Below are 24,004 nucleotides of genomic sequence, written 5' to 3' on the forward strand. Positions count from 1 at the left end.
GGGCGCAAGTTTATACGGCAAGAAGTCCTCAATCGACCAAAAAATCCAATCGATCGGTCCTCAACCTTTGTCAGCCTTGCCCGCAGCGGCGGCAAATTTGGCCAGACGCACGTCCAGATGCCTTGGCCGGCGCCCGTGGTCCTCCGCCCGTTCCTTGCGTCGAATGGCATTGCGCACCATCAACGAGCCCAGGTAGCGGATAGGTTCAGGCGGAAAATACCCCAGCGGACCATTGACCAGCGGCGAACGTGTCCAGTCGTTGGCCTGCCCCTGCACCAGCGAGGCCAGAATCTGCCCGCCCATGTGACAGGGCCCCACTCCGCTCCCTGAGTAGCCGAAACCATAAAACACATTGCCATGGCCGCTCATCTGGCCGAAGAACGGCAAGCCGGTCACTGAGCGGTCCGAGGGACCGTTCCAGGTGGCCTCGACACCCACCCCGGCAAATGCTGGAAAAAACTGCTGCAAACTTTTCTGCAACGACCCGGCGTAGGGCGAAGGCTGATCAAACACCGGCAGCATGCGCCCGCCATAGGCAAAGGTATTGCCGCCCTTGCCGAGCATGATCCGGCCGTCCGGAGTGTTGTGGTAGTAGTGCACAAAAATTCGCGAATCGAGCACTGTCACGCCGCTGGTCAGGCCGATCTCTTGCAGTAAGTCCGGGCGCGGCTCGGTGATCAGCATGTCGCTGGAGACAATCGCCACACTGCGGGAAAACTGCGGGAATGCCCTGGCCATCCAGGCGTTCATCGCCAGCACCACGCGCTCGGCGCGAATGCTGCCGGTCGGGGTCCGGATCAGGGCCGTGGCACCTTCTTCCAGACCGACCATAGGGGTGTTTTCATGGATCCGTACCCCCAGCTGCAATGCCACCCGGCGCAAACCGCGCACCAGTTTGCCCGGCTGTACACTGGCGGCGGCCGGAGAGAACCAGCCCTCCGCATGTTGAGCCGAACCCGCACGGCGCTGCACTTCGTCCACCGCCAGCTTGCTGAACGAGTTGATGGCCTGACGCTCCAGCGCTGCAATCACCCCGTCCGTCGAGCCGACCTGGGCCTGATTGGTCGCGGTGTACAGCGTGCCGTCCAGCCGGTAATCGGCATCTACCCCGTACTTTTCGCAGAACGCGCCAATGGCATAAATGCTTTGCTCGGAGGCCTTCACCAGGCGCACCGCCTCCTCGACCCCGAACAGACGCTCCAGGGTGAAATACTTGGCCGACCACGACAATGCGCAGCCGCCATTGCGCCCGCTGGCCCCTGCCCCGCAGATATCGGCCTCTATCAGCAGCACATCCAGCTGCGGGTTCTGCTCCTTGAGCATGATGGCCGTCCACAGTCCGGTATAACCGCCGCCCACAATGCAGACCTGGGCACGGGCCTCACCCGTCAATGCTTCACAAGGCTCGACATGTTCCAGGGCAAGCGCCTGCTCCAGCCAAAAAGGTCGCATGGATAGTTCTCCCACTCAGGTACGAAAAGGTTTGATCAACAACGGATGATTGGGCACGAAGGCACATTCGCGTTTGTACCCGTCAGGACGACTGTTCCAGTGCGGGATCAGTACCAGCGCGCTAAAGAGTGCGCAGACGGCAAAGACGATAAACACTGTAACCGTGTCGAAATAGCCCGGCAGCAGACCACCCAGCACCGCCCCGACCGAGCCGCAGCCGTTTACAAACCCCGCCGCCGTAGCACCGGCTTTGGCCGTACCAAAATCAATCGCCGCGGCGCCACAGATCATCGAATCCGGGCCGTACAGGGTCAGCCCCATCACAAACAGCAGGGCGACCACCAGCAGCACACTGCCGGACTGCAAGGCCCCCATAAAGAAAGCCAGGGAAACGGTTAGCGCCAGCAGACTCAGAATGCAGGCGGGCATGCGCCGGGCACCGAAGATCTTGTCCGACGCCAGCCCAATCATGATCGGCCCCAGCAAACCGGCCAGCTCAAACGCCGTAGGAATAATCGCGGCGCCAACCTTGCCCACTTGTGGCATCTGTTCGAAGACAATTACCGGCCCCCACAACAGAATCGCGTAACGCGCCGGCTTGAGCATGAAGTACGCAAGCCCCAGGGTCAGCACCGTTCGATTGCGCATGATTTCGCGTAGTGGCGCCCAGATACTGAGGCGTTTTTCCGCAGCTTCTTCCTCGGCCGTCATCTGCGGCTCGGGTTCGACGGCTGGCAAACCGACATCTTCAGGCTTGTTGCGCTGAAAGATAAAAAACAGTACCGCGACCACCGCCACTACCGCCGCACTGGAAATAAATGCCGCGTGCCAGGTGCCCATCAGGGTGTATGCCCACCAACCGGCAAACGGCGAAGCCACCAGCCCGCCAAAGGCGTAACTCGAACTCCACAACCCCAGCACCCGACCACGCTGTTCTGCCGGAAAGAAGCTGCCAATGTTTTTGCACAACGCCGACCAGCCCGTGGATTGCGCCAGGCCCTGAATCAGCATGCATGTGGCGAAGATGGGCAAGGTGGCAAAAGTGCCCATCATCAGGGCAGCCAGGGCCGAGATGATCAGCCCGCCCATGACCACCACCCGCGGCCCATAGCGATCGGCGAGGATGCCCCAGGTAAATTGCCCGATGGCGTAAGCCGCAAGATAGACCGCATCGAGGTTGGCCATCGCCATCTTGTCCAGATGGAAGGTCGGATCTTCACCAATTCCCAGCTTTGCTACGGAAAATGCTTTGCGCGTGAAGTAAAAGGCCGCGTAGGCCAGCCAGGTGATGGCAAAAACCTGCATCCGCCAACGCTTGATGGTGCCAATGGACTTGTTCATGTCGGGTCTGACCTCTGATGTGGATGTGCCGGCAGAATCAGAAAAGATCGCCTGTTTTTTTATTGTGTTGAGCACTTCAATGCCGCTGTTCAGACCAGGGCGGCATCAATCAGACAAGCCATGACGGTCCTGTTTTTATTGGATTTCAGGATCGCTCAGGGGCATGTCACAACCCGGCGCTATCGAGGACATAACGCCGGGCCGGAATCGATCAAAGCAATTACTGACTAATAGGTAAAATCGATTTATCGTATTTCACTAATAAGCTCAGCTTGTAAGAGGTTGTCCGATGCCGGTTTCCCATGCGCAGTTGAAAGCCTTTCATGCGGTTGCCGTCCACGGCAGTTTCACCCGCGCCGCCGAGCGGTTGTTTTTGAGTCAGCCGGCAATCTCCGATCAGGTACGAAAACTCGAAGAGCGCTTCGGTGTTTTGTTGTTCCATCGCAACAAACGTTCGGTGCGCCTGACCGATCTGGGGGAGCGCTTGCTGAGCATCACCCAGCGCCTGTTTGTGGTGCAGGCCGAAGCCCAAGAGTTGTTACAGGACTCCCAGGCCCTGCAAACCGGCAGCCTGGTGCTGGCCGTAGATGCGCCTGTACACGTACTGCCGCAGATCGCCAGGTTCTGCGAACGCTACCCCGGCATCAGCGTCAAAATCGAAACCGGTAACACCGACGAATCTCTGGCCCGGCTGTTCAACTATCAGGCCGATCTCGCGTTGCTGGGGCGCGAGGTCAGTGATGACAGGCTGCTTAGTCTGCGATTGCGCAGTGATCCCATGGTGGCGTTTGTTGCCCGCACCCATCCGTGGGCCGGTCGCAGTTCGATATGCCTCTCCGACCTGGAGGACACCCCGCTGGTATTGCGTGAAATCGGCTCTGTAACCCGCCAGACCCTGGAAGAAGAAATGAGTCAGGCGGGTCTGCGGATGCGGGCCGCGATTCAGGTGGAAGGTCGCGAAGCCGCGCGGGAGGCAGTGGTGGTCGGGATTGGCGTAGGGGTGGTTTCAGCGGCAGAGTTCGGCTCGGACTCACGGGTGATCGCCTTGCCCATCACTGACTGTAAACGACGCCTGACCGAGACCCTGGTCTGCCTGCAGGAGCAGAGTTCCCGGCGGGTGGTGGCGACATTTCTGGATATTGTGCGCGGGAGTTTGTAAGCCCTTGCCAATCGCCCCCGGGAAAGAACCACCCCCTCTGTAGGAGCGAGCTTGTCTCGCGAGCTTTTCAACCAAACCGCAAAGAGCTCGCGAGCAAGCTCGCTCCTACGGGGTTTGTGCCGTGCAGAAATGCGGGAGACAAGGCAGATCGCAGCTTTCTCCGCCCAGGCCGGCAGGCACCCCATGCAGGAGACTGCAATTGCACCTGTAGGAGCGAGCTCGCTCCTACGGGGTTTGTGCCGTGCAAAAATGCGGGAGACAAGGCGGATCGCAGCTTTCTCCACCCAGACCGGCAGGCATCCCATGCAGGAGGTTGCAATTGCATCTGTAGGAGCGAGATTGTCTCGCGAGCTTTTCAACCACCGCAAAGAGCTCGCGAGCAAGCTCGCTCCTACGGGGTTTGTGCCGTGCAGAGATGCGGGAGACAAGGCAGATCGCAGCTTTCTCCGCCCAGGCCGGCAGGCACCCCATGCAGGAGGTTGCAATTGCACCTGTAGGAGCGAGCTTGTCTCGCGAGCTTTTCAACCACCGCAAAGAGCTCGCGAGCAAGCTCGCTCCTACGGGATTTGTGCCGTGCAGAAATGCGAGAGACAAGGCAGATCGCAGCTTTCTCCGCCCAGGCCGGCAGGCAGCCCATGCAGGAGGTTGCAATTGCACCTGTAGGAGCGAGCTTGTCTCGCGAGCTTTTCAACCACCGCAAAGAGCTCGCGAGCAAGCTCGCTCCTACGGGATTTGTGCCGTGCAGAAATGCCGGAGACAAGGCAGATCGCAGCCTTCTCCGCCCAGGCCGGCAGGCACCCCATGCATGAGGTTGCAATTGCACCTGTAGGAGCGAGCTTGTCTCGCGAGCTTTTCAACCACCGCAAAGAGCTCGCGAGCAAGCTCGCTCCTACGGGATTTGTGCCGTGCAGAAATGCGGGAGACAAGGCAAATCGCAGCTTTCTCCGCCCAGGCGGGCGGGCACCCCATGCAGGAGGTTGCAATTGCACCTGTAGGAGCGAGCTTGTCTCGCGAGCTTTTCAACCACCGCAAAGAGCTCGCGAGACAAGCTCGCTCCTACGGGATTTGTGCCGTGCAGAGATGCGGGAGACAAGGCAGATCGCAGCTTTCTCCGCCCAGGCCGTCAGGCACCCCATGCATGAGGCTGCAATTGCACCTGTAGGAGCGAGCTTGTCTCACGAGCTTTTCAACCACCGCAAAGAGCTCGCGAGCAAGCTCGCTCCTACGGGATTTGTGCCGTGCAGAAATGCGGGAGACAAGGCAGATCGCAGCTTTCTCCGCCCAGGCCGGCAGGCACCCCATGCAGGAGGTTGCAATTGCATCTGTAGGAGCGAGCTTGTCTCGCGAGCTTTTCAACCACCGCAAAGAGCTCGCGAGCAAGCTCGCTCCTACAAGGGATCTCCCACGAGGTGTCAGACCGTTTCAAATGCCGGGGGCCAGTTCCATAAACGCCTTGATCAGCCGCAATCCGGCGCGCCGCTCCATGCAGCCGAGCATGTGCCGGTTGAGCAATCCGGTCCCGTTGATCGGCACCGCTCGTACGCGAGGGTCATGGCTGACCTCCAGCGACGACACGATCCCGATACCCAACTGTGCCGCCACGGCTTCGGTCACCGCCTCGCGACTGTCCAGCTCCAGCAGTACCCGCGGTGTCACGCCGACGCCCTCGCATGCCTCATCAAAGGTGCGCCGGGTGATTGAGGTGGGCTCACGCAACACCATGATCACCTGGTCCAGCAGGGAAATGTCGATGCCATCCGACAGCGCCAGCCATGGATGACTGGCCGGCACCAGGGCACAAATCCGGGACTCCCCGAGTGCCCGCAAAGTCAGCCCTTTACGCGGTTCAACCTCGGTCAGCACCGCCACATCGGCGTGTTCTGAAAGCAGGGCAGCCAGGGTTTCCTGAGCATTTCCCAGACGCAAGTTGACGGTGATCCCGGGGTAACGCGCCCGCAGGCTTGCCAGCATCGGCATGACCATGTGCGGACCGTCCGCCGCCACTTCAAGACGCCCTGTGAGCAACTGGCGATTAGCCTCAAGCATAACCTGCGCTTCATCCACCAAACCGAACATGGCACGGGTGATGGCCGCCAGCTTTATCCCCTCCTCCGTCAGTTCCACACGCCGGGCAGTACGCCGCAGCAAGGTAATTTGATAGTGCTCCTCAAGGGTCTTGATATGCCCGGTCACCGCCGGCTGGCTGATAAACAATCGGGCCGCGGCGCGGGTAAAACTGCCCTCACGGGCCACAGCATCAAACGCACGGAGCTGGAACAAATTCATCGCATAAGTCTCACTGATGACTGGCATAACAACAAACAATTTGATTGATATCAACTCAAACTGCAACTTATGCCGTGTATCCAGTAGCCATCCCAAAGTTTGTGAGGAAACCAGAATGAGTACTGTCGCGCCGATCCTGCTGACCCCTGGCCCACTGACCACTTCGGCGCGTACCCGCCAGGCGATGATGGTCGACTGGGGTTCATGGGATGACAGCTTCAACCAGCTGACCGCCAGCCTCTGTGAGCAACTGCTGGCCATTATCAATGGCGCCGGGAGTCATCACTGCGTGCCCTTGCAGGGCAGCGGCACCTTCGCCGTCGAAGCCGCAATCGGCACACTGGTGCCACGCAATGGCAACGTTCTGGTCCTGATCAACGGCGCCTACGGCAAACGCCTGGCAAAAATCTGTGAAGTTCTGGGCCGGCGTTTCAGCACCTTTGAAACAGCCGAAGACCAGCCCACTACTGCCGCTGACGTTGAACGCCTGCTGCAGGCCGATCCGGGCATCACCCATGTGGCATTGATTCATTGCGAAACCAGCACCGGGATTCTTAACCCGCTGCCGGAAATTGCTGCAGTTATTGCCCGACATGGCAAACGTCTGATTATCGATGCCATGAGTTCTTTCGGTGCCCTGCCCGTCGATGCACAAAAAGTACCCTTTGATGCGCTGATCGCGGCCTCGGGCAAATGCCTGGAAGGCGTACCGGGGATGGGCTTCGTATTCGCCCGCAAAGAATCACTGGCTGGCGCAACGGGTAACTCCCACTCACTGGCAATGGACCTGCAAGACCAGCATGCCTACATGGCCAGGACCGGACAATGGCGGTTCACCCCGCCGACCCACGTGGTCGCCGCCTTGCATGAAGCCTTGCTGCAATACAACGAAGAAGGCGGCTTGCCGGCGCGTCACCGGCGCTACGCCGACAACTGCCAGGTGCTGCTCGACGGCATGGCCGCACTGGGCATTCGCAGCTTCCTGCCAGAGTCAATCCAGGCTCCGATCATCGTCACGTTCCACGCGCCGAAAGACCCGCGGTATCAGTTCAAGGAGTTCTACGAGCGCGTCAAGGCCAAGGGTTTCATCCTGTACCCGGGTAAATTGACCCAGGTCGAAACCTTCCGTGTGGGCTGCATCGGCCATGTCAATCAGGCCGAAATGCAAGCCGCGGTGAACGCTGTGGCCCAGGTGCTGCAGGAAATGGAAGTGCAGGAAATCTGAAGTTCGCAACGCTCAAAACCAACCTAATTATTGCGTGCGGCCACGGCTGCTCATACAGGACTTACTGACATGAACTACACCAATCCAGGCAAACTTCAGGCCGCCATTCTCGACTGGGCTGGCACCGTGGTCGACTTCGGCTCGTTCGCTCCGACGCAGATCTTTGTCGAAGCCTTCGGCGAGTTCGACGTCCAGGTCTCCATCGAAGAAGCCCGCGGGCCGATGGGCATGGGCAAGTGGGATCACATCCGCACCCTGTGCGATCAGCCTCAGGTCGCCGAGCGTTACAAAAAAGTATTTGGCCGCACACCCACCGACGAAGATGTGACCGCGATTTACGAGCGTTTCATGCCACTGCAAATCGAAAAGATCGCTGACCACTCGGCACTGATTCCCGGCGCTCTGGAAACCATTGCCGAGCTGCGCCAGCAAGGGATCAAAATCGGTTCGTGCTCGGGCTATCCGGCGCAAGTGATGGCCAAGGTGGTCGAGCTGGCCGCAACCAACGGCTACATCGCCGACCACGTCGTTGCCACCGACGAAGTTCCCAACGGTCGCCCATGGCCGGCCCAGGCACTGGCCAACGTGATTGCCCTGGGTATCGACGATGTGGGTGCCTGCGTGAAGATCGATGACACCGTTCCGGGTATCCTCGAAGGCCGTCGGGCCGGGATGTGGACGGTGGCACTGGTGTGCTCCGGCAACGCCCTGGGCCTGACCTACGAGCAGTACAAGGCGCTCGACGCGCAAACCCTGGCCAGCGAACGCAAACGCATCCACACCTTGTTCGAAGGCTCACGCCCGCACTACATGATCGACACCATCAGTGATCTGCCGGACGTGATTGCCGATATCAACAAGCGCCTGGCCAATGGCGAGATGCCACAAAGCAGCTGAGTCTGCAGAAACAAAAACGCGGCAGCCTGTGACCAGGTCTGCCGCGTTTTTTATTTGCAGGTCGGCGCTTCTAAAGCTTCAGACCTTGTGCTGCTGTTCGACCCACTTGGCAAATTCGTCGATGAACTTCTGCAAAAATGGCCGGGTTTTCTCGGACAATTTGCCCGCCGCATCAAACGCATCACCTGCTCCGCTCAGATAGGCTTCTGGCTGTTGCATGCACGGCACATTGAGAAATACCAGCGACTGGCGCAAATGATGGTTGGCCCCGAAGCCACCGATCGCCCCCGGCGAGACGCTGATCACGGCTCCCGGCTTGGCGTTGAATACGCTTTGACCATAAGGCCGGGACCCGACGTCAATGGCGTTTTTTAATACCCCGGGGACCGAGCGGTTGTACTCAGGAGTGACAAACAGTACGGCATCGGCCGGACGGATCAGATCGCGAAAGGTCGTGTAAGACGCAGGTGGCGGCGTCACATCAATGTCTTCGCTGTACAGCGCCAGTTCGCCAATCTCTACAATCTTCAGTTTCAGCTGGGCCGGTGCCAGTTCTGCGAGCGCCAGGGCCACCTTTCGGTTAAGGGAATCCTTCCTCAAACTGCCGACCAACACTGCAACGTTGTAGACCTTGCTCATAAAAAACCTCGAGAGTCTGGCGATAGGAAGACTAGTTATAGATGATCGGAAGCCTTTCTTGCACCCCGGTTCACCTTATCGGCTTGCAAGCCTGTAAAGTAGACGGACTATTTTTTCCAAATCGTTAAACTTCCCCTACTGATCAACGGTCTACAGAACCGCAAATTGGGTGTTTATCTCCAGAGGTTCTCTACAAATGGCTGCAGTTCTCGTTGGGCAATTTCATGCAAGGGACGCGGAAGGTCGTGTCTATTCCGTGCATGAGTTTGAAAATTTAGAAGCAACAGGCGACCAGCCCGTAACAACGTACAAACTGGCTATTGGCGATCGCGTCAAAAAGACTGATGACGACAACTTCGAACTGGTGCAGTCGGGCGTCATTCTGATTCGCGAAACCGAGTATGTCGCACCTGTAGTCCCTGTAATCCCTGCATAACCTGCTGCACTCGGCATACCGCTGAAGTCACAGGATGAGACTTGGGTCAGGCTTCACAACGCTGAAACCTCATCCGCTGAACATGGACTTCACGCATGCGCTTACGCCATATCGAAGTGATTCAGGCCATCTTGCAGACCGGTAGCCTCGACCATGCTGGCGAGCTGCTGCAAATGCCAGTGGCCACCCTCAGTGCCACGCTGCATGAGGCCGAGCAACAGCTCGGCTTCATGTTGTTTGCCAGCGTACGCGGACGGCTGCAGGCCAGCCGCGAAACCCTTCTGCTGCAACCCCTCGCCAATCAGCTGTACCTGGACTTCGAGCCACTACGCCGGCTTGCCGACGCCTTGCGCCAGCATCAGGAGCCCGTATTGCGCGTGACCTGTAGCGAAACACTGGCCCAGACCCTGCTGCCCTACAGCATTGCACTGCTGCGACGGCGCATTGCCGATACGCCCAGCACCTTGAGCAGCGCGCCCTGCGGCGAAATCGCGCGCCGCTTGTTGATGGACGAATGCGATGTGGGCTTCAGCCTGCACCCGGCTGAACAACCGGGCATTGATTGCCTCAAGCTGACCCAGGGCAAGGTGCAGTTGCTGGCCCCCCACGGCTGGTTATCCCCCAAGCAAAAATACATAGGTCTGCAAGATCTGGCAGGCCAGGCAATGATTGGCCTGCAACACCAGGACCCGCTGAGCCGCGTGCTGGACAGCAAGCTGCAAGCCTTGCGCCCGGCACCCGTGGTGCAGATTCAGGTTCAGAATTATCAGATGTTGCGCAGCATGGTGGAGGCTGGCGAAGGGTTGGCCCTAGTCGACCCGTTTACCGCTGCGGGTGCCAAAGCCGGCGGGCTGGACGTGTGCCCGCTCTCGCCTGCGATCCCGGTGACCCTGTATGCACTGACTCCCAAGGGCTCGGAGCCAGCCCCGGCGTTGCAGGCATTGTTCGATATCGTGCGGCAGAAGGCCGAAGCCATGCTGGCTGATCAGGGGTTGATGGCGCTGTAATCGAATCGTGCATCTTGCTGGCGATCCCGTCGCCGGCAAATCAGTTCCTGCAACGTCAGCAGTGGTTTTCGAACAACAGATACCAAAAAATCGCGACCTCGCGGGTCAGCGGGTCAATGCCTCGATAACGCAGATGATCGATACCCCCCACCTGATACCCGCAGCGCTCATACAGCCGACAGGCGCCAATGTTGTTGTTCTGGGTTTCAAGCATGATGCCTGGCAGTTTTTTCTTCAGGCTCCAGAACCTGACCACGTCCAGTAATGACTTGGCCACACCATGGCGCCGGGCACAGGCGGCGACAGCCAGTTCATCGACATGGGCAAAACCGTTCCAGTTGGTGCTGACCACAACATGGCCGACCGGCTGGTTGTCCAGATACGCCATGAAGATCGCACTGTCTGGCGCCCCGCGGTAGCTGGCGAATTCGTCAGGGTCAATCCCGTAGCATTTGCGGTAAGGCGTGATCGTATCCAATGGCCAGTGCTCGACCTTTTTATGTTGGTCGACACGGGCATAGGCACAGACGTCAAAACTGAAATCATTGCCCCACACGTAGGGAGCAAAGCCTTCATCGGCCAAACGCACAGAGACTTCCGGGTCCTTTGGATTCATAACCAGGTACATGAAAAATCCTTCTTCGTGCGCAATAGCCCCGGCGTCAAACGGGGTTATTGCAGTGTCTGTTCTTTGGCTTCGAGAAGCTGGGCCCACAGCGATGGCCCACCCGCAGACTTGGCAATAGCCTCCAGACGAGCCGCGTGCTCGGCCAGATCGCTTTCACTTGCACGGATAATCCGGCCAGGCTGGCGATCGGCTGACAAGCGGATGATTTCGCTGGCCTGGTTGCCTGAACCTTCGCCGGAACCATTACCGTCAGATGCGTTACCGGCCAGCGACAGGCTGGTCTGGCCACCGGTCATGGTCAGGTAAACGTCCGCCAGAATCTCGGAGTCGAGCAGTGCGCCGTGCAGTTCACGCCCCGAGTTGTCGACGCCATAGCGTTTGCACAAGGCATCCAGGCTGTTGCGCTGACCCGGATGACGCGCTCGCGCCATCGCCAGGGTGTCGAGAATAGTGCAATGGCGGGTGATGTCGGCGCGGTCGGTCTGCCCGATCAGGGCAAATTCGTTATTCAGAAAGCCCACGTCGAACGCGGCGTTATGAATGATCAGTTGCGCGCCTTTGATGAAGTCAAAAAACTCGTCGGCGACTTCTGCGAAACGGGGCTTGCCCACCAGAAATTCGTTAGTAATACCGTGAACGCCAATTGCGCCCTCGTCACTTTCACGATCGGGTTGCAGATACACGTGAAAATGCCGGCCGGTCAGACGGCGGCCCATCAACTCGACGCAACCGATCTCGATCACCCGGTGGCCATCGGTAACCGGCATACCGGTGGTTTCAGTATCGAGAACAACACTACGCATGCTTGATGCCCCTCATTTCGTCCACCCCGCGATTGGCCAGTTGGTCGGCGCGCTCGTTGCCATAATGGCCGATATGCCCGCGTACCCACTGCCACTTCACGGTGTGACGATTGACTTGCTCATCGAGCAACTTCCACAGGTCGGCATTTTTAACCGGTTCTTTGGCCGCAGTTTTCCAGCCGCGTTTTTTCCAGTTGACCATCCACTCGGTAATGCCTTTCATCACGTACTGCGAGTCGGTCACCAGCAACACTTCACAGGGGCGCTTGAGCTCTTCAAGGCCACGAATGGCCGCCATCAGCTCCATGCGGTTGTTGGTGGTAGCGGGTTCGCCACCCCAGAGTTCTTTTTCGACCCCCTGGCAGACCAGTAAAGCACCCCAGCCGCCCGGGCCAGGATTGCCCTTGCAGGCACCATCGGTGAACATCTCAACGCTATCGCTCATTACAAACTATCCAGAAAAGGCTGCCTTGGCCTGCCAATCGAGGATCAGCAGCACCTGAGGCCGGGCAAACCCGACCTGACATTAATTAAGGTTCAGTGTGACGCCGATTGACCTTGGCCATCTGCAAGGGGATCAGCTTGCCCATCGGCTCTCTGCGCATCGGATTGACGGGACGCAAGCCCACCACCATTTTACGCGCGACCAATACATAGAAGCCGCCACCGGCCAATTGCCAGCTACCGGCCTTGCGCTCCCAGCCTGAAAATCGGCTTTGCCACGCTTTCGATGCGAGCGGCGGACGATAGCACCCAAAGCGGCGTTTCTCCAGCGCAAAGCCCAGCAGGTTCAGCCAGTCGGCCACTCGCGAAGGTGAGATGCAACGAGCCTTGCCGAGGGCATCCTTGGCGAATACATGGCGCAATCCCCAGCCACTCCAGGGGTTGATACCGACAATCAACAAATGGCCGCCGGGACGCACGCTACTGGCCGCTTCACGCAACAGGCCGTGGGGCGACAGACAGAAATCCAGGCCATGCTGCAACACCACGACATCTGCGGCGTGCTCACATAAAGGCCAGGCCTGTTCTTCACAAATGATTTCGACACCGGGCAGGGGGGCCCCCAGGCGTACATTGCGTTGCACTTGCGGCGCCTTGGGCGGGGTGTCGGCGCCAGGGCCGTAATGCACCAGATAACCGCCGAAATAGCGCCCGAGCTCCTCCTCGAGAACCCGCTGCTCATCGTTGAGCAGCACTTGTCCAAGGGGGCTGGACAACCACTCTCGGGCTGAACTGATCAGCTCCAGCCACTCAGGATCTGCCTGAGCCAATGCTTTATCGGTCATTGCTCCTCCAACTCGCCATATGCCTATTACCAAACCCGGGGCTGCTGTACATCGTGGCTCGCCATGAACCGGCAACAACCCCTAAGATGCGCCATTGTTTCGCACTTGGGAATTGCACCATGTTACAGATCGACGCCCTGCCCGCCTTCAGCGACAACTACATCTGGTTGTTACAGGACATGACCCGCAAATGTTGCGCCGTGGTCGATCCGGGTGACGCCGCGCCTGTTCTGGCCTGGCTGGCCCGACACCCGGACTGGGTGCTAAGCGACATTCTGGTGACCCATCACCACTTCGACCATGTGGGGGGTGTTGCCCAGCTTCACGAGCACACTAACGCGAAGGTCTGGGGACCTGCACTCGAGACCATCCCGTCCCGACAAGTGGCACTCAACGACAGCGATCAAATCGAAATCCTGGGCCTGACGTTCAAGGTTCTGCTCGTGCCCGGCCATACCCTGGGACACATTGCCTATTATCACGCTGACCAGGCGGCGCCGATATTGCTGTGTGGCGATACCCTGTTCGCCGCCGGTTGCGGCCGGCTGTTCGAGGGCACCCCCGAACAGATGCACCAGTCCCTGAGCCGGCTGGCCGCACTGCCCGCCAACACGGCGGTGTACTGCACCCACGAATATACTTTGAGCAATCTGCGCTTCGCCCAGGCGGTAGAGCCTGGCAACCCGGGTATTGCCGCGCGAATCGCTCAAGTCACCGAATGGCGGGCAACAGGTCACATCAGTCTGCCATCAAGTATTGCCCTCGAATTGCTCACCAATCCGTTTCTGCGGGTCAATGAAACATCCGTTAAAGAAAAAGCTGACGAGTGGAATTCCCGTGACAATGACTCGCCCAGTGCGGTCTTTGCCAGCTTGCGAAGCTGGAAAGATAAGTTCTAAACAGGGTCGCGGTTGGCACAAAAATTCTGAACAGTTGACCGCGTCTCCCCTGCTTTCTAGAATCCCCCGACATTTTTGCCTGAACTATCTTCTAGCCAATGTCGTCATCTATAGGTAACTCCATCAATTCAGACGCATTGACGCGCTTGGTCAAAGCTATCGCGGTGGCTGTCTCTGCCATTCTCGCGGGCTGCCAATCCATGGACCATTCGGCTCAGCCAACCGAACGCGCCAGCCTGAAAATCACCAAACGTATTCCTCAGGAGCCTCTCTGGCTCAGTGAAAAACCTAGCCCCGTTGCCCCGCAAGATGTATGGGAACGGATGCGCCAGGGCTTCAAGTTGCAAGACGGTCAGAACGTTAACCCGCGCATTGAACAGCAGCGTTTGTGGTTTGCCAGCAACCCGTCCTTTCTCGAAAACGCCGGAGAGCGCGGCAGCCTCTATATCCACTACATCGTTGAACGCCTCGAAGAGCGCAACATGCCGCTGGAACTGGCGCTGCTGCCAGCCATCGAAAGCGCCTACAACCCGATGGCGTATTCCCACGCCAATGCAGTCGGGCTCTGGCAGTTCATTCCTTCGACAGGCCGTTACTTCAATTTGCGTCAAACCCGTGCTTACGACGGTCGCCGCGACATTACGGCCTCCACCATCGCAGCGCTGGACTACCTTAACCGCCTTCACGACATGTTCAACGGTGACTGGCTGCTGGCACTGGCCGCTTACAACTCCGGTGAAGGCACCGTAAGCCGGGCCATCGAGCGCAACCAGAAACTGGGGTTGCCTACTGACTACTGGAACCTGCCCCTGCCGCAGGAAACCAAAGACTATGTGCCCAAATTACTGGCACTGTCTCAGGTGGTCATGGCCCCTGAGGCCTATGGCATCAACCTGAACCCCATCGCCAACGAACCCTACTTCGAAATGGTCGAAATCAAACAGTCCATGGACTTGTCACGCGTGGCAGCGCTGGCCGAGATCGACGAAGACGAGATGTTCCAGCTGAACCCGGCCTATAAACAGCGCGCCACCATCGACGGCCCGCAGCACTTGTTGGTCCCCACTTCCAAAGCGCAACTGCTGACCGCCAGCCTGTCCAACCTCAACCCTGAAGAGTTGATCAGCCTGCGCCCTAAAAAGCCGGTATTTGACAACGTTGCAAGCGTTTCACCAACCCGGCTTAACCGTAAGTACCGGGTCAAGAGTGGCGACAACCTGACGCTGATTGCCAAGGCCAACAAGGTCAATGCCAAAGACCTGCAGCACTGGAACAAATTGAGCGGCAACAACCTCAAGGTCGGCCAGATTCTGGTCATGCAAGACACACGCAAACCGGCAGGCAAAAAACCGACGCAATACAAGGTTAAAAAAGGCGACTCGCTGTACATCGTTGCCAAGCGTTTCAACGTTGAAATGCAGCACCTCAAGCGCTGGAACCCGAGCAGCGCCAAAGCCCTGAAACCAGGGCAAATGCTGACGGTTTCCAAACCTCGCTAAGCTCCTGACTGGCAATATTGCGGGCAAGCTGTTTCCTACAGATATGTAAGAAGCAGCTTGCCCGCAGTGCTTTCCAGAGTGGCCTTTTTCCCACAGATACAAGCTGTTACTGTACGGAAACCCTAAGCCCAACGCCTGGATCGGATCTCTTGCCTTGATGCGACCCCTCCTCCCGTTATTAATCGGCCTGGCCTTGAGCTTCCCCGCAAGCGCAACCCTGAGTGAAAGCCACGGTTATGCGCAGTTCGGCACCCTCAGGTACCCGGCCACGTTTACCCATTTCGACTGGGTCAACCCTGACGCGCCTAAAGGCGGGACGCTGAAGGTCATGGCGTTTGGAACCTTCGACACGCTCAACCCCTACACCTTCAAGGGCACCAGCCCGGTATCGACCGCAAATTTCCTGCAGTACGGGGTCAACGAGCTCAACGAAACCCTGATGGCCGGGACTGGCCAATACGCCCCCTCCGGCGATGAGCCCACTTCCAGCTACGGGCTGATCGCGCAATCGGTGGAGTACAACGAAGGCCGCAGCTGGGTGGTGTTTAACCTGCGCCCGGAAGCCCGCTTTCACGATGGAACGCCCATCACCGCCTACGACGTAGCGTTTTCCTACAACCTGCTGCTCAAAGAAGGCCATCCGCAGTACCGGACCAACCTTCAGGAAGTCCAGCGCGTAGATATCCTGGGGCCCAAGCGCATTCGCTTCGTGTTCAAGCGCGCGGGCAACCCCTTGCTGATTCTGCGCCTTGGTGAATTACCCGTCCTGCCACAGCACTACTGGGTAAACCGCAACTTTAAAGCCACCACCTTCGAACCGCCGCTGGGCAGTGGCCCCTATCGCATCACCAAGGTCACACCCGGCCGGCAACTGGTGTTTGAGCACGTCAAAAACTGGTGGGGGGCCAACCTGCCGGTCAATCGCGGAAAATACAATTTCGACCGGGTTGAAGTGGAGTTCTACCGCGACAGCGATGTGGCCTTCGAAGCATTCAAGGCGGGCGAGTTCGACATTTATATCGAACACCAGGCCAAGAACTGGGCCAATGGCTATAACTTCCCGGCCGTCCGTCGCGGCGAGGTGATCAAAGCCGAAATCCCCCACCAGATCCCGACGCAAACCCAGGGCTTGTTCATGAACAGCCGGCGTCCTGCTTTTGCCCAGGCAAAAGTCCGTGAGGCCCTGGGCCTCATGTTCGACTTTGAATGGACCAACCGCACGCTGTTCAACGGTGCCTACAAGCGCGCCGCCAGTTACTACCCCAACAGCGAGTTCTCGGCCAGCGGCATTCCACAAGGGCATGAGTGGCTGATGCTCTCACCCTGGCGCAGTCAGCTGCCGCCAGAACTGTTCAGCCAGGCCTTTGGCCTGCCGCAGACCGGAGGCCGGGGCATTCCCCGGGACACCATGCGCCAGGCACTGGGTTTACTGGCCGAATGTGGCTGGAAACTTTCCGGACAGCGCCTGCTCGATATAGATGGCAAACCGCTGCGCTTCGAAATACTGCTGGTAAACCCCAACCTTGAGCGCATCCTGCAACCCTACGTGGAGAACCTGGCCAGTATCGGGGTCGATGCCCGGCTGCGCACCGTGGACCGCGCTCAATACAAACAGCGCCTGGATCAATTCGACTTCGACATGATCCTGATGACCCTGGATCAGACCCTGAGCCCCGGACTTGAGCAGTGGCAGTACTTCCATTCCAGCCAGGCCAATGTCAAAGGCAGCAAGAACTATGCAGGCGTGGCGAACCCGGTGGTCGATCAATTGCTCGAACGCCTGCTGGCAGCCCAGACCCGCGAAGAACAACTGGCCGCAGGCCGGGCGCTGGATCGCGTCCTGCTCTGGCAGCACTACAGCATTCCTAACTGGTATTTGAATTATCACCGCCTGGCGTACCGCAACCGGTTCGCCTTCGTGACTACGCCGCCCTACGCCCTGGGCCTTAGCGCGTGGTGGCTCAAGCCTACGGAGAAAACCCGATGATGCCTTTGCGTACGTTGCTCAAACCTCTCTGCGCCATGCTGCTGGCGAGTCTTGCCTGCGCGGCACTGGCGGCCCCGCAGCATGCTTTGACGCTCTACGATGAGCCACCGAAATATCCGGCCAACTTCAAGCATGTGGATTACGTCAATCCGGATGCCCCCAAGGGCGGCATCTTCCGAAAATCGGCGCTGGGTACTTTTGACAGCCTTAACCCCTTTATCAACAAAGGCGTGCCGGCCGATGACATTGACCTGACCTTTGACACGCTGGCCCGGCAAAGCCTGGACGAACCTTTCACCGCCTATGGCGTGATCGCCGAAAAGATCGAGAAAGCGCCGGACAACAGCTGGGTGCGCTTTTACCTGCGCCCCGAAGCCAAATTCAACGACGGTCATCCGATTCGCGCCGAAGACGTGGTGTTCAGCTTCGATACCCTGATGAAAAATGGCTCGCCGCTGTACAAGGGCTACTACAGCGATGTTGACCAGGCCATCGCGGAAAACCCGCTGCAGGTGAAGTTCACGTTCAAGCACAACAAGAACCGCGAGTTGCCACTGATCCTTGGTCAACTTCCCGTCCTTCCCAAACACTGGTGGGAAAACCGGGACTTCGGCAAGGGTAATCTTGAAATCCCGGTAGGCAGCGGCCCCTACACCATCAGCGAGATCAAGCCGGGGCGCTCAATTCGTTACGAAAGGAACAAAAACTACTGGGGCAAGGATCTACCGATCAACAAAGGGCTGTACAACTTCGACACGATTACCGTCGATTACTTCCGTGACAACAGCGTGGCCTTTGAAGCACTCAAGGCCGGACAGTTCGATTACTGGTTCGAGATCAGCGCCAAGAACTGGGCCAGCGCCTACAACGCCCCGGCGTTCACTCAGGGACGCTTGAAAAAAGAAGAAATACGCAACCACAACCCCACAGGCATGCAAGGTTTTATCTTCAACCTGCGCAAGCCCATGTTTCAGGACGTTCGGGTACGCGAGGCGCTGAGCCTGCTGTTCGACTTTGAATGGGCCAACAAACAGTTGTTCAGTGGCGCTTACGCACGGACCAACAGTTTTTTTGAAAACTCGGACATGGCCGCAAAAGCACTGCCCACGGCCGAAGAACTGGCCATTCTGGAGCCCTTGCGCGGCCAGATCCCCGACCAGGTGTTTACCGACGTGTTCAACCCTGGGGTCACCGATGGCAGCGGCATGATTCGCGACCAGCAGCGCCGTGCCTATCAACTGTTGCAGGACGCCGGATGGCGGATTGTCGACGACAAGATGGTCGACGCCCAGGGCAAGCCGGTAAAAATCGAATTTTTGCTGGCGCAAACCGAGTTCGAACGAATTCTGCTGCCTTACAAACGTAACCTCAGCGACCTGGGCATCGATTTGCAAATTCGTCGGGTTGACACCTCCCAGTACCTCAACCGCCTGCGCTCCAGGGATTTCGACATGATCGTCGGCGGGTTCCCGCAGTCCAGCTCCCCTGGCAGCGAGCAGCGCGAGTACTGGGAATCGCAGAGCGCCGATAAACCCGGCAGCCGCAATTTCATAGGTCTCAAAGATCCGGCCATTGACCAGCTGACCGAGGGGCTGATCAACGCTGAATCGCGTCAAAGCCTGATCAATCACGCCCGCGCTCTGGACCGCGTCTTGCAGTGGGGCTTCTACGTGATTCCCAACTGGCACATCAAAACCTGGCGCGTGGCCTATTCAAATCATATCGGCCATCCCGCGGTCACCCCCTTGTACGACATTGGAACCACTACGTGGTGGGCAAAGCCTGACACCAAACCCGCGACTCCAACCGAAACCAAAAGTGCAAACCTGGAGCCTTAAATGCTGGCGTATATATTCAGGCGACTGCTGCTGATCATTCCGACATTGCTCGGTATTTTGCTGATTAACTTCATCATCATCCAGGCCGCACCCGGGGGGCCGGTTGAACAGATGATCGCCAAACTTGAAGGCTTCGATGGCGCAACCAGCCGCATTGCGGGCGGTGGCTCCGAAGTCTCGGTGGCGGGCTCCAACTATCGCGGCGCCCAAGGGCTGGACCCGGCCCTGATCCAGGAAATCGAAAAGATGTACGGCTTTGACAAGCCCGCCCCCGAGCGCTTGTGGATCATGATCAAGAACTACGCCCGACTGGACTTCGGCGAGAGCTTTTTCCGGGATGCCAAGGTCATCGACCTGATCAAGGAAAAGATGCCTGTCTCCATCTCGCTGGGTCTATGGAGCACGCTGATCATGTACCTGGTGTCTATCCCGTTGGGCATTGCCAAGGCCACGCGACACGGCAGCCAGTTCGACGTCTGGACCAGTTCGGCCATCATTGTGGGCTACGCCATTCCGGCCTTTCTGTTTGCCATCCTGCTGATCGTGGTGTTTGCCGGCGGCAGCTATCTGGACTGGTTTCCGTTACGGGGCCTGACCTCCAACAACTTCGACGAACTGAGTCTGGGGGGCAAGATTCTCGATTATTTCTGGCACCTGGCCTTGCCCGTCACAGCCCTGGTGATCGGCAACTTCGCCACCATGACCCTGCTGACCAAAAACAGCTTTCTGGATGAAATCAACAAACAGTACGTAGTCACCGCCAAGGCAAAAGGCCTGACCAACCACCGGGTGCTCTACGGTCACGTGTTTCGCAATGCCATGTTGCTGGTAATTGCCGGCTTCCCGTCGGCCTTTATCGGGATTTTCTTTACCGGCTCATTGCTGGTCGAAGTGATTTTCTCGCTGGACGGACTGGGACTCATGAGTTTCGAAGCGGCGATCAATCGCGATTACCCGGTGGTCTTCGGCACCCTGTTCATCTTCACCCTGGTCGGACTGCTGGTGAAACTGATCGGAGACCTCTCTTACACCCTGGTTGATCCGCGCATCGACTTCGAAAGCAGGGAGCATTGAGATGAAACTGTCCCCTCTCAATCGGCGACGTTTTGAACGTTTCAAGGCCAACAAGCGTGGTTGGTGGTCGCTGTGGATCTTTGTACTGCTGTTCGGACTCAGCCTGGGTGCGGAGCTGATTGCCAACGATAAACCGCTGGTAATCAATTACGACGGTGAATGGTATTTCCCGGCACTCAAGCGTTACCCGGAGACGGACTTTGGCGGCGAGTTCCCCCTCGAAGCCAACTACAAGAGCCCCTATATCCGTGAACTGCTGGCCAAGAAAGACGCCTGGGTCTTGTGGCCGCCCATCCCGTACAGCTATCAGAGTATTAACTACGACCTGAAAGTCCCGGCACCGGCCCCGCCTTCCGCCGAGAACTGGCTGGGCACCGATGACCAGGGCCGCGATGTATTGGCGCGGGTGATTTATGGTTTCCGGATCTCGGTGCTGTTCGCCCTGACACTGACCATTTTGAGTTCGATCATTGGCGTGATCGCGGGAGCCCTGCAGGGTTTTTATGGTGGCTGGATCGACCTCGCCGGTCAGCGCTTTCTTGAGATCTGGTCAGGTTTGCCGGTGCTGTATCTGCTGATCATTCTCGCCAGTTTCGTCCAGCCGAACTTCTGGTGGCTGCTGGGGATCATGCTGCTGTTCTCATGGATGAGCCTGGTAGATGTGGTACGCGCCGAATTCCTGCGCGGACGCAATCTGGAATATGTGCGCGCCGCACGGGCCCTGGGCATGCAGGACATTGCGATCATGTACCGACATATCCTGCCCAATGCGATGGTTTCGACCATGACTTTCATGCCGTTTATTTTGACCGGCGCCATCGGTACCCTCACCGCGCTGGACTTTCTGGGCTTCGGCCTGCCCCCCGGCGCGCCGTCGCTGGGCGAACTGGTGGCGCAAGGCAAGTCCAACCTGCAAGCGCCATGGCTGGGCATCAGTGCTTTCGCCGTGCTGGCCATCATGCTCAGCCTGCTGGTGTTTATCGGCGAGTCCGCTCGCGATGCTTTCGACCCGAGGAAATGAGATGACGCAGGAAAATCTGATCGAAGTGCGTGATCTCTCCGTGGAGTTTGTCAGCGCTGAACAACCCCATCGCGTAGTGCAAGGCATCAGTTTCGATATCAGGCGCGGCGAAACCCTGGCGCTGGTTGGCGAAAGCGGCTCGGGCAAATCGGTGACCGCGCATTCGATTCTGCGCCTGTTGCCATACCCCCTGGCCCGCCATCCCACGGGCAGCATCGTCTATGCCGGCGAGGATCTGCTGACGCTGCCGGAGAAAAAGCTCAGGCATATTCGTGGCAATCGCATTGCCATGATTTTCCAGGAGCCCATGACCTCGCTGAACCCGTTGCATTGCATTGAAAAACAAATCAATGAAGTGCTGGGCATTCACAAGGGATTAACCGGCAAGGCAGCCACCCTGCGCACCCTGGAGCTGCTGGAGCTGGTTGGCATACCCGAGCCCCACAAACGCCTCAAAGCGCTGCCACACGAGCTCTCAGGCGGCCAGCGCCAGCGCGTGATGATCGCCATGGCCCTGGCGAACGAACCCGAACTCCTGATCGCAGACGAACCCACCACGGCACTGGACGTTACAGTGCAGTTGAAAATTCTGGAATTGCTGAAGCAATTGCAGGCCCGCCTGGGGATGGCGCTGTTACTGATCAGTCACGATTTGAACCTGGTTCGACGAATTGCGCATCGGGTATGTGTCATGCAGCGCGGTTTAATCGTCGAACAGGCATCGTGCGAACAGTTGTTCCGTTCGCCACAGCATCCGTACACCCGGGAACTGCTTAGCGCAGAGCCCAGCGGAGGCCCGGCCGATACGGTTGCGGGGCCGCCATTGCTGGAAATCGAGGACCTGAAAGTCTGGTTCCCGATCAAAAAGGGACTCCTGCGCAAGACGGTGGATTACGTCAAAGCGGTCGACGGCATAAACTTCAGCCTGTCACAGGGACAGACCCTGGGCATTGTGGGAGAAAGCGGATCGGGCAAGTCGACCCTGGGCCTGGCGATTTTGCGTTTGATTGCCAGCAAGGGTTTGATCCGTTTCGAAAACAAACGGCTAGACTGTCTTTCCCGCCAGGAGGTCAGACCGCTGAGGCGGGAAATGCAGGTGGTGTTCCAGGATCCGTTTGGCAGCCTCAGCCCACGCATGAGCGTCAGCGAGATTGTCGGTGAAGGTTTGCGTATTCACCGCATGGGCACCGCTGAAGAACAGGAAGTGGCAATTATTGAAGCCTTGCGCGAAGTAGGTCTGGATCCGGAAACCCGGCACCGCTACCCTCACGAGTTTTCAGGCGGGCAGCGGCAACGAATCGCCATTGCCCGGGCACTGGTTTTAAAACCGGCGTTGATTCTGCTGGACGAGCCAACCTCCGCGTTGGACCGGACCGTACAACGCCAGGTGGTTGAGCTGTTGCGCTCGCTGCAAGCCAAGTACAACCTGACGTATTTGTTTATCAGCCATGACCTGGCTGTCGTCAAAGCGCTTAGCCACCAACTGATGGTGGTCAAGCATGGCCAAGTGGTCGAACAGGGTGATGCGCAAAATATCTTTGCCTCACCGCAACATCCATATACACAGCAGCTGCTGGAAGCCGCCTTTTTGGCGCCAGTGGCTGTCGATTAACCTGATAGAGGAACAACACATGGGTTTTCTCGCCGGTAAGCGCGTCCTGATCGTCGGTGTCGCTAGCAAATTGTCCATCGCTTCTGGCATTGCTGCCGCCATGCACCGTGAAGGCGCTGAACTTGCTTTCACTTATCAGAACGAAAAGCTTAAAGGCCGCGTTGAAGAGTTCGCTGCAGGCTGGGGTTCCAACCCTGAACTGTGCTTCCCTTGCGACGTAGCCAGCGATGAAGAAATCGCCAAGGTCTTCGAAGACCTGAGCAAGAAATGGGACGGCCTGGACTGCATCGTGCACTCCGTTGGCTTCGCACCTGGCGATCAGCTGGACGGCGACTTCACGGACGCAACTACCCGTGAAGGCTTCCGTATCGCTCACGACATCAGCGCCTACAGCTTCGTAGCCCTGGCCAAAGCCGGCCGTCCGATGATGAAAGGCCGCAATGGCAGCCTGCTGACCCTGTCCTACCTGGGCGCCGAGCGCACCATGCCTAACTACAACGTGATGGGCATGGCCAAGGCCAGCCTGGAAGCGGGTGTACGTTACCTGGCAGGCAGCCTGGGCCCGGAAGGTACGCGCGTTAACTGCGTATCGGCTGGCCCGATCCGCACCCTGGCAGCATCGGGGATCAAGAACTTCCGTAAAATGCTGGCGGCCAACGAAGCGCAGACCCCTCTGCGTCGTAACGTCACCATCGACGAAGTCGGCAATGCCGGCGCGTTCCTGTGCTCGGATCTGGCATCCGGCATCAGCGGTGAAATCATGTACGTAGACGGCGGCTTCAACACCACCGCAATGGGCAGCCTCGAAGAGTAACTCTTTGCTTGCAGCCTGTACCCGAAACGCCCGGTGCATTGATTGCATCGGGCGTTTTGCGTTGCGGGCTTTTATGAACTCATTGCCCGTGGGCAGCC

22 protein-coding genes are annotated in these 24,004 nt (G+C 58.3%); 14 read left to right on the forward strand and 8 right to left on the reverse strand.

From position 1 onward, the window contains the following. Nucleotides 1–60: 60 nt before the first annotated feature. Both JQ845_RS00260 and JQ845_RS00265 read right to left on the reverse strand, forming a co-directional pair. Nucleotides 61–1,452, reverse strand: a complete 1,392-nt coding sequence (locus JQ845_RS00260) for an FAD-dependent oxidoreductase (RefSeq protein WP_003441406.1) — start codon at nucleotides 1,450–1,452, stop codon at nucleotides 61–63. 15 nt (nucleotides 1,453–1,467) lie between these two features. Next, entirely contained in the window at nucleotides 1,468–2,793 is a 1,326-nt protein-coding gene (locus JQ845_RS00265; RefSeq protein ID WP_003441405.1) for an MFS transporter, read from the reverse strand. Between JQ845_RS00265 and JQ845_RS23115 the strand changes: the two genes are divergently transcribed. Beyond that, nucleotides 2,792–2,917 carry a hypothetical protein gene (locus JQ845_RS23115; RefSeq protein WP_255401988.1) on the forward strand — a complete coding sequence of 42 codons (126 nt, stop codon included), beginning with the start codon at nucleotides 2,792–2,794 and terminating at the stop codon, nucleotides 2,915–2,917. The genes JQ845_RS00265 and JQ845_RS23115 overlap by 2 nt on opposite strands. Nucleotides 2,918–3,082: 165 nt before the next feature. Next, the gene (locus JQ845_RS00270) at nucleotides 3,083–3,952 is read left to right on the forward strand and encodes a LysR substrate-binding domain-containing protein (RefSeq protein WP_203007911.1); all 870 of its coding nucleotides are present in this window, start codon (nucleotides 3,083–3,085) and stop codon (nucleotides 3,950–3,952) included. 1,422 nt (nucleotides 3,953–5,374) lie between these two features. On the opposite strand, the gene JQ845_RS00275 is transcribed toward JQ845_RS00270, so the two are convergent. Then, on the reverse strand, nucleotides 5,375–6,238 hold the full coding sequence (locus JQ845_RS00275; RefSeq protein WP_203007914.1) for a LysR substrate-binding domain-containing protein: 864 nt from the start codon (nucleotides 6,236–6,238) through the stop codon (nucleotides 5,375–5,377). Between the two features lie 115 nt (nucleotides 6,239–6,353). Here JQ845_RS00275 and JQ845_RS00280 point away from each other — a divergent pair, with 115 nt between their 5' ends. Both JQ845_RS00280 and phnX read left to right on the forward strand, forming a co-directional pair. Continuing rightward, nucleotides 6,354–7,463, forward strand: coding sequence for a 2-aminoethylphosphonate--pyruvate transaminase (locus JQ845_RS00280; RefSeq protein ID WP_060781811.1), 1,110 nt, complete (start codon nucleotides 6,354–6,356; stop codon nucleotides 7,461–7,463). Between the two features lie 69 nt (nucleotides 7,464–7,532). Next, nucleotides 7,533–8,360 (forward strand): phosphonoacetaldehyde hydrolase, encoded by an 828-nt coding sequence (phnX, locus tag JQ845_RS00285; protein WP_003441397.1) that lies wholly within the window; start codon nucleotides 7,533–7,535, stop codon nucleotides 8,358–8,360. 78 nt (nucleotides 8,361–8,438) lie between these two features. Here the strand turns inward: phnX and JQ845_RS00290 are convergent, their stop codons facing one another. Further along, a complete protein-coding gene (locus tag JQ845_RS00290; RefSeq protein WP_003441395.1) occupies nucleotides 8,439–8,999 on the reverse strand; it encodes an NADPH-dependent FMN reductase in 561 nt (186 codons plus the stop codon). 196 nt (nucleotides 9,000–9,195) lie between these two features. Between JQ845_RS00290 and JQ845_RS00295 the strand changes: the two genes are divergently transcribed. Both JQ845_RS00295 and JQ845_RS00300 read left to right on the forward strand, forming a co-directional pair. Continuing rightward, nucleotides 9,196–9,435 carry a hypothetical protein gene (locus JQ845_RS00295; RefSeq protein WP_003441392.1) on the forward strand — a complete coding sequence of 80 codons (240 nt, stop codon included), beginning with the start codon at nucleotides 9,196–9,198 and terminating at the stop codon, nucleotides 9,433–9,435. 95 nt (nucleotides 9,436–9,530) lie between these two features. Beyond that, on the forward strand, nucleotides 9,531–10,442 hold the full coding sequence (locus tag JQ845_RS00300) for a LysR substrate-binding domain-containing protein (RefSeq protein ID WP_202210937.1): 912 nt from the start codon (nucleotides 9,531–9,533) through the stop codon (nucleotides 10,440–10,442). Between the two features lie 55 nt (nucleotides 10,443–10,497). Here the strand turns inward: JQ845_RS00300 and JQ845_RS00305 are convergent, their stop codons facing one another. From JQ845_RS00305 to JQ845_RS00320, 4 genes are all read right to left on the reverse strand, one after another. Further along, entirely contained in the window at nucleotides 10,498–11,070 is a 573-nt protein-coding gene (locus tag JQ845_RS00305; RefSeq protein ID WP_003441389.1) for a GNAT family N-acetyltransferase, read from the reverse strand. 44 nt (nucleotides 11,071–11,114) lie between these two features. Continuing rightward, the gene (gene dnaQ, locus JQ845_RS00310) at nucleotides 11,115–11,873 is read right to left on the reverse strand and encodes a DNA polymerase III subunit epsilon (protein WP_003441388.1); all 759 of its coding nucleotides are present in this window, start codon (nucleotides 11,871–11,873) and stop codon (nucleotides 11,115–11,117) included. Then, entirely contained in the window at nucleotides 11,866–12,318 is a 453-nt protein-coding gene (gene rnhA, locus JQ845_RS00315; protein ID WP_003441387.1) for a ribonuclease HI, read from the reverse strand. The genes dnaQ and rnhA overlap by 8 nt, the downstream gene beginning before the upstream one ends. 85 nt (nucleotides 12,319–12,403) lie before the next feature. After that, on the reverse strand, nucleotides 12,404–13,162 hold the full coding sequence (locus JQ845_RS00320) for a methyltransferase domain-containing protein (protein ID WP_003441386.1): 759 nt from the start codon (nucleotides 13,160–13,162) through the stop codon (nucleotides 12,404–12,406). 119 nt (nucleotides 13,163–13,281) lie between these two features. Here JQ845_RS00320 and gloB point away from each other — a divergent pair, with 119 nt between their 5' ends. The 8 genes from gloB (at nucleotide 13,282) to fabI (ending at nucleotide 23,906) form a co-directional block, all read left to right on the forward strand. Continuing rightward, complete coding sequence (gloB, locus tag JQ845_RS00325; protein WP_203007923.1) at nucleotides 13,282–14,061, forward strand: hydroxyacylglutathione hydrolase; 780 nt, start codon at nucleotides 13,282–13,284, stop codon at nucleotides 14,059–14,061. Nucleotides 14,062–14,159: 98 nt separating this feature from the next. After that, nucleotides 14,160–15,560 (forward strand): transglycosylase SLT domain-containing protein, encoded by a 1,401-nt coding sequence (locus JQ845_RS00330; RefSeq protein ID WP_029612344.1) that lies wholly within the window; start codon nucleotides 14,160–14,162, stop codon nucleotides 15,558–15,560. Nucleotides 15,561–15,717: 157 nt separating this feature from the next. Beyond that, nucleotides 15,718–17,547 (forward strand): extracellular solute-binding protein, encoded by a 1,830-nt coding sequence (locus tag JQ845_RS00335; RefSeq protein ID WP_203007925.1) that lies wholly within the window; start codon nucleotides 15,718–15,720, stop codon nucleotides 17,545–17,547. After that, complete coding sequence (locus tag JQ845_RS00340) at nucleotides 17,544–19,385, forward strand: extracellular solute-binding protein (protein ID WP_003441382.1); 1,842 nt, start codon at nucleotides 17,544–17,546, stop codon at nucleotides 19,383–19,385. The genes JQ845_RS00335 and JQ845_RS00340 overlap by 4 nt, the downstream gene beginning before the upstream one ends. Further along, entirely contained in the window at nucleotides 19,386–20,459 is a 1,074-nt protein-coding gene (locus JQ845_RS00345) for a microcin C ABC transporter permease YejB (RefSeq protein WP_003441381.1), read from the forward strand. It begins immediately after the preceding gene. A gap of 1 nt (nucleotide 20,460) precedes the next feature. Then, nucleotides 20,461–21,480 carry an ABC transporter permease gene (locus tag JQ845_RS00350; RefSeq protein WP_003441380.1) on the forward strand — a complete coding sequence of 340 codons (1,020 nt, stop codon included), beginning with the start codon at nucleotides 20,461–20,463 and terminating at the stop codon, nucleotides 21,478–21,480. A 1-nt stretch (nucleotide 21,481) separates the two neighbouring features. Continuing rightward, on the forward strand, nucleotides 21,482–23,092 hold the full coding sequence (locus tag JQ845_RS00355; RefSeq protein ID WP_203007927.1) for an ABC transporter ATP-binding protein: 1,611 nt from the start codon (nucleotides 21,482–21,484) through the stop codon (nucleotides 23,090–23,092). A 19-nt stretch (nucleotides 23,093–23,111) separates the two neighbouring features. Next, nucleotides 23,112–23,906, forward strand: coding sequence for an enoyl-ACP reductase FabI (fabI, locus tag JQ845_RS00360; protein ID WP_003441378.1), 795 nt, complete (start codon nucleotides 23,112–23,114; stop codon nucleotides 23,904–23,906). The last annotated feature ends 98 nt before the right edge of the window (nucleotides 23,907–24,004 follow it).

The sequence above is a fragment of the Pseudomonas paraversuta genome (assembly GCF_904063065.1).
In the GTDB taxonomy this organism is placed as follows: Bacteria; Pseudomonadota; Gammaproteobacteria; order Pseudomonadales; family Pseudomonadaceae; genus Aquipseudomonas; species Aquipseudomonas paraversuta.

What these genes read in the sequence shown, in the direction of transcription:
- phnX (WP_003441397.1), top strand. Translation starts at nt 7,533, where the DNA reads ATGAACTACACCAATCCAGGCAAACTTCAGGCCGCCATTCTCGACTGG.
- JQ845_RS00330 (WP_029612344.1), top strand. Translation starts at nt 14,160, where the DNA reads ATGTCGTCATCTATAGGTAACTCCATCAATTCAGACGCATTGACGCGC.
- JQ845_RS00340 (WP_003441382.1), top strand. Translation starts at nt 17,544, where the DNA reads ATGATGCCTTTGCGTACGTTGCTCAAACCTCTCTGCGCCATGCTGCTG.
- JQ845_RS00350 (WP_003441380.1), top strand. Translation starts at nt 20,461, where the DNA reads ATGAAACTGTCCCCTCTCAATCGGCGACGTTTTGAACGTTTCAAGGCC.
- JQ845_RS00345 (WP_003441381.1), top strand. Translation starts at nt 19,386, where the DNA reads ATGCTGGCGTATATATTCAGGCGACTGCTGCTGATCATTCCGACATTG.
- JQ845_RS00300 (WP_202210937.1), top strand. Translation starts at nt 9,531, where the DNA reads ATGCGCTTACGCCATATCGAAGTGATTCAGGCCATCTTGCAGACCGGT.
- JQ845_RS00305 (WP_003441389.1), bottom strand. Translation starts at nt 11,070, where the DNA reads ATGTACCTGGTTATGAATCCAAAGGACCCGGAAGTCTCTGTGCGTTTG.
- JQ845_RS00295 (WP_003441392.1), top strand. Translation starts at nt 9,196, where the DNA reads ATGGCTGCAGTTCTCGTTGGGCAATTTCATGCAAGGGACGCGGAAGGT.
- rnhA (WP_003441387.1), bottom strand. Translation starts at nt 12,318, where the DNA reads ATGAGCGATAGCGTTGAGATGTTCACCGATGGTGCCTGCAAGGGCAAT.
- JQ845_RS00320 (WP_003441386.1), bottom strand. Translation starts at nt 13,162, where the DNA reads ATGACCGATAAAGCATTGGCTCAGGCAGATCCTGAGTGGCTGGAGCTG.
- JQ845_RS00280 (WP_060781811.1), top strand. Translation starts at nt 6,354, where the DNA reads ATGAGTACTGTCGCGCCGATCCTGCTGACCCCTGGCCCACTGACCACT.
- JQ845_RS00265 (WP_003441405.1), bottom strand. Translation starts at nt 2,793, where the DNA reads ATGAACAAGTCCATTGGCACCATCAAGCGTTGGCGGATGCAGGTTTTT.
- JQ845_RS00275 (WP_203007914.1), bottom strand. Translation starts at nt 6,238, where the DNA reads ATGAATTTGTTCCAGCTCCGTGCGTTTGATGCTGTGGCCCGTGAGGGC.
- fabI (WP_003441378.1), top strand. Translation starts at nt 23,112, where the DNA reads ATGGGTTTTCTCGCCGGTAAGCGCGTCCTGATCGTCGGTGTCGCTAGC.
- JQ845_RS00270 (WP_203007911.1), top strand. Translation starts at nt 3,083, where the DNA reads ATGCCGGTTTCCCATGCGCAGTTGAAAGCCTTTCATGCGGTTGCCGTC.
- dnaQ (WP_003441388.1), bottom strand. Translation starts at nt 11,873, where the DNA reads ATGCGTAGTGTTGTTCTCGATACTGAAACCACCGGTATGCCGGTTACC.
- JQ845_RS23115 (WP_255401988.1), top strand. Translation starts at nt 2,792, where the DNA reads ATGTCGGGTCTGACCTCTGATGTGGATGTGCCGGCAGAATCAGAAAAG.
- JQ845_RS00260 (WP_003441406.1), bottom strand. Translation starts at nt 1,452, where the DNA reads ATGCGACCTTTTTGGCTGGAGCAGGCGCTTGCCCTGGAACATGTCGAG.
- JQ845_RS00290 (WP_003441395.1), bottom strand. Translation starts at nt 8,999, where the DNA reads ATGAGCAAGGTCTACAACGTTGCAGTGTTGGTCGGCAGTTTGAGGAAG.
- JQ845_RS00355 (WP_203007927.1), top strand. Translation starts at nt 21,482, where the DNA reads ATGACGCAGGAAAATCTGATCGAAGTGCGTGATCTCTCCGTGGAGTTT.
- JQ845_RS00335 (WP_203007925.1), top strand. Translation starts at nt 15,718, where the DNA reads ATGCGACCCCTCCTCCCGTTATTAATCGGCCTGGCCTTGAGCTTCCCC.
- gloB (WP_203007923.1), top strand. Translation starts at nt 13,282, where the DNA reads ATGTTACAGATCGACGCCCTGCCCGCCTTCAGCGACAACTACATCTGG.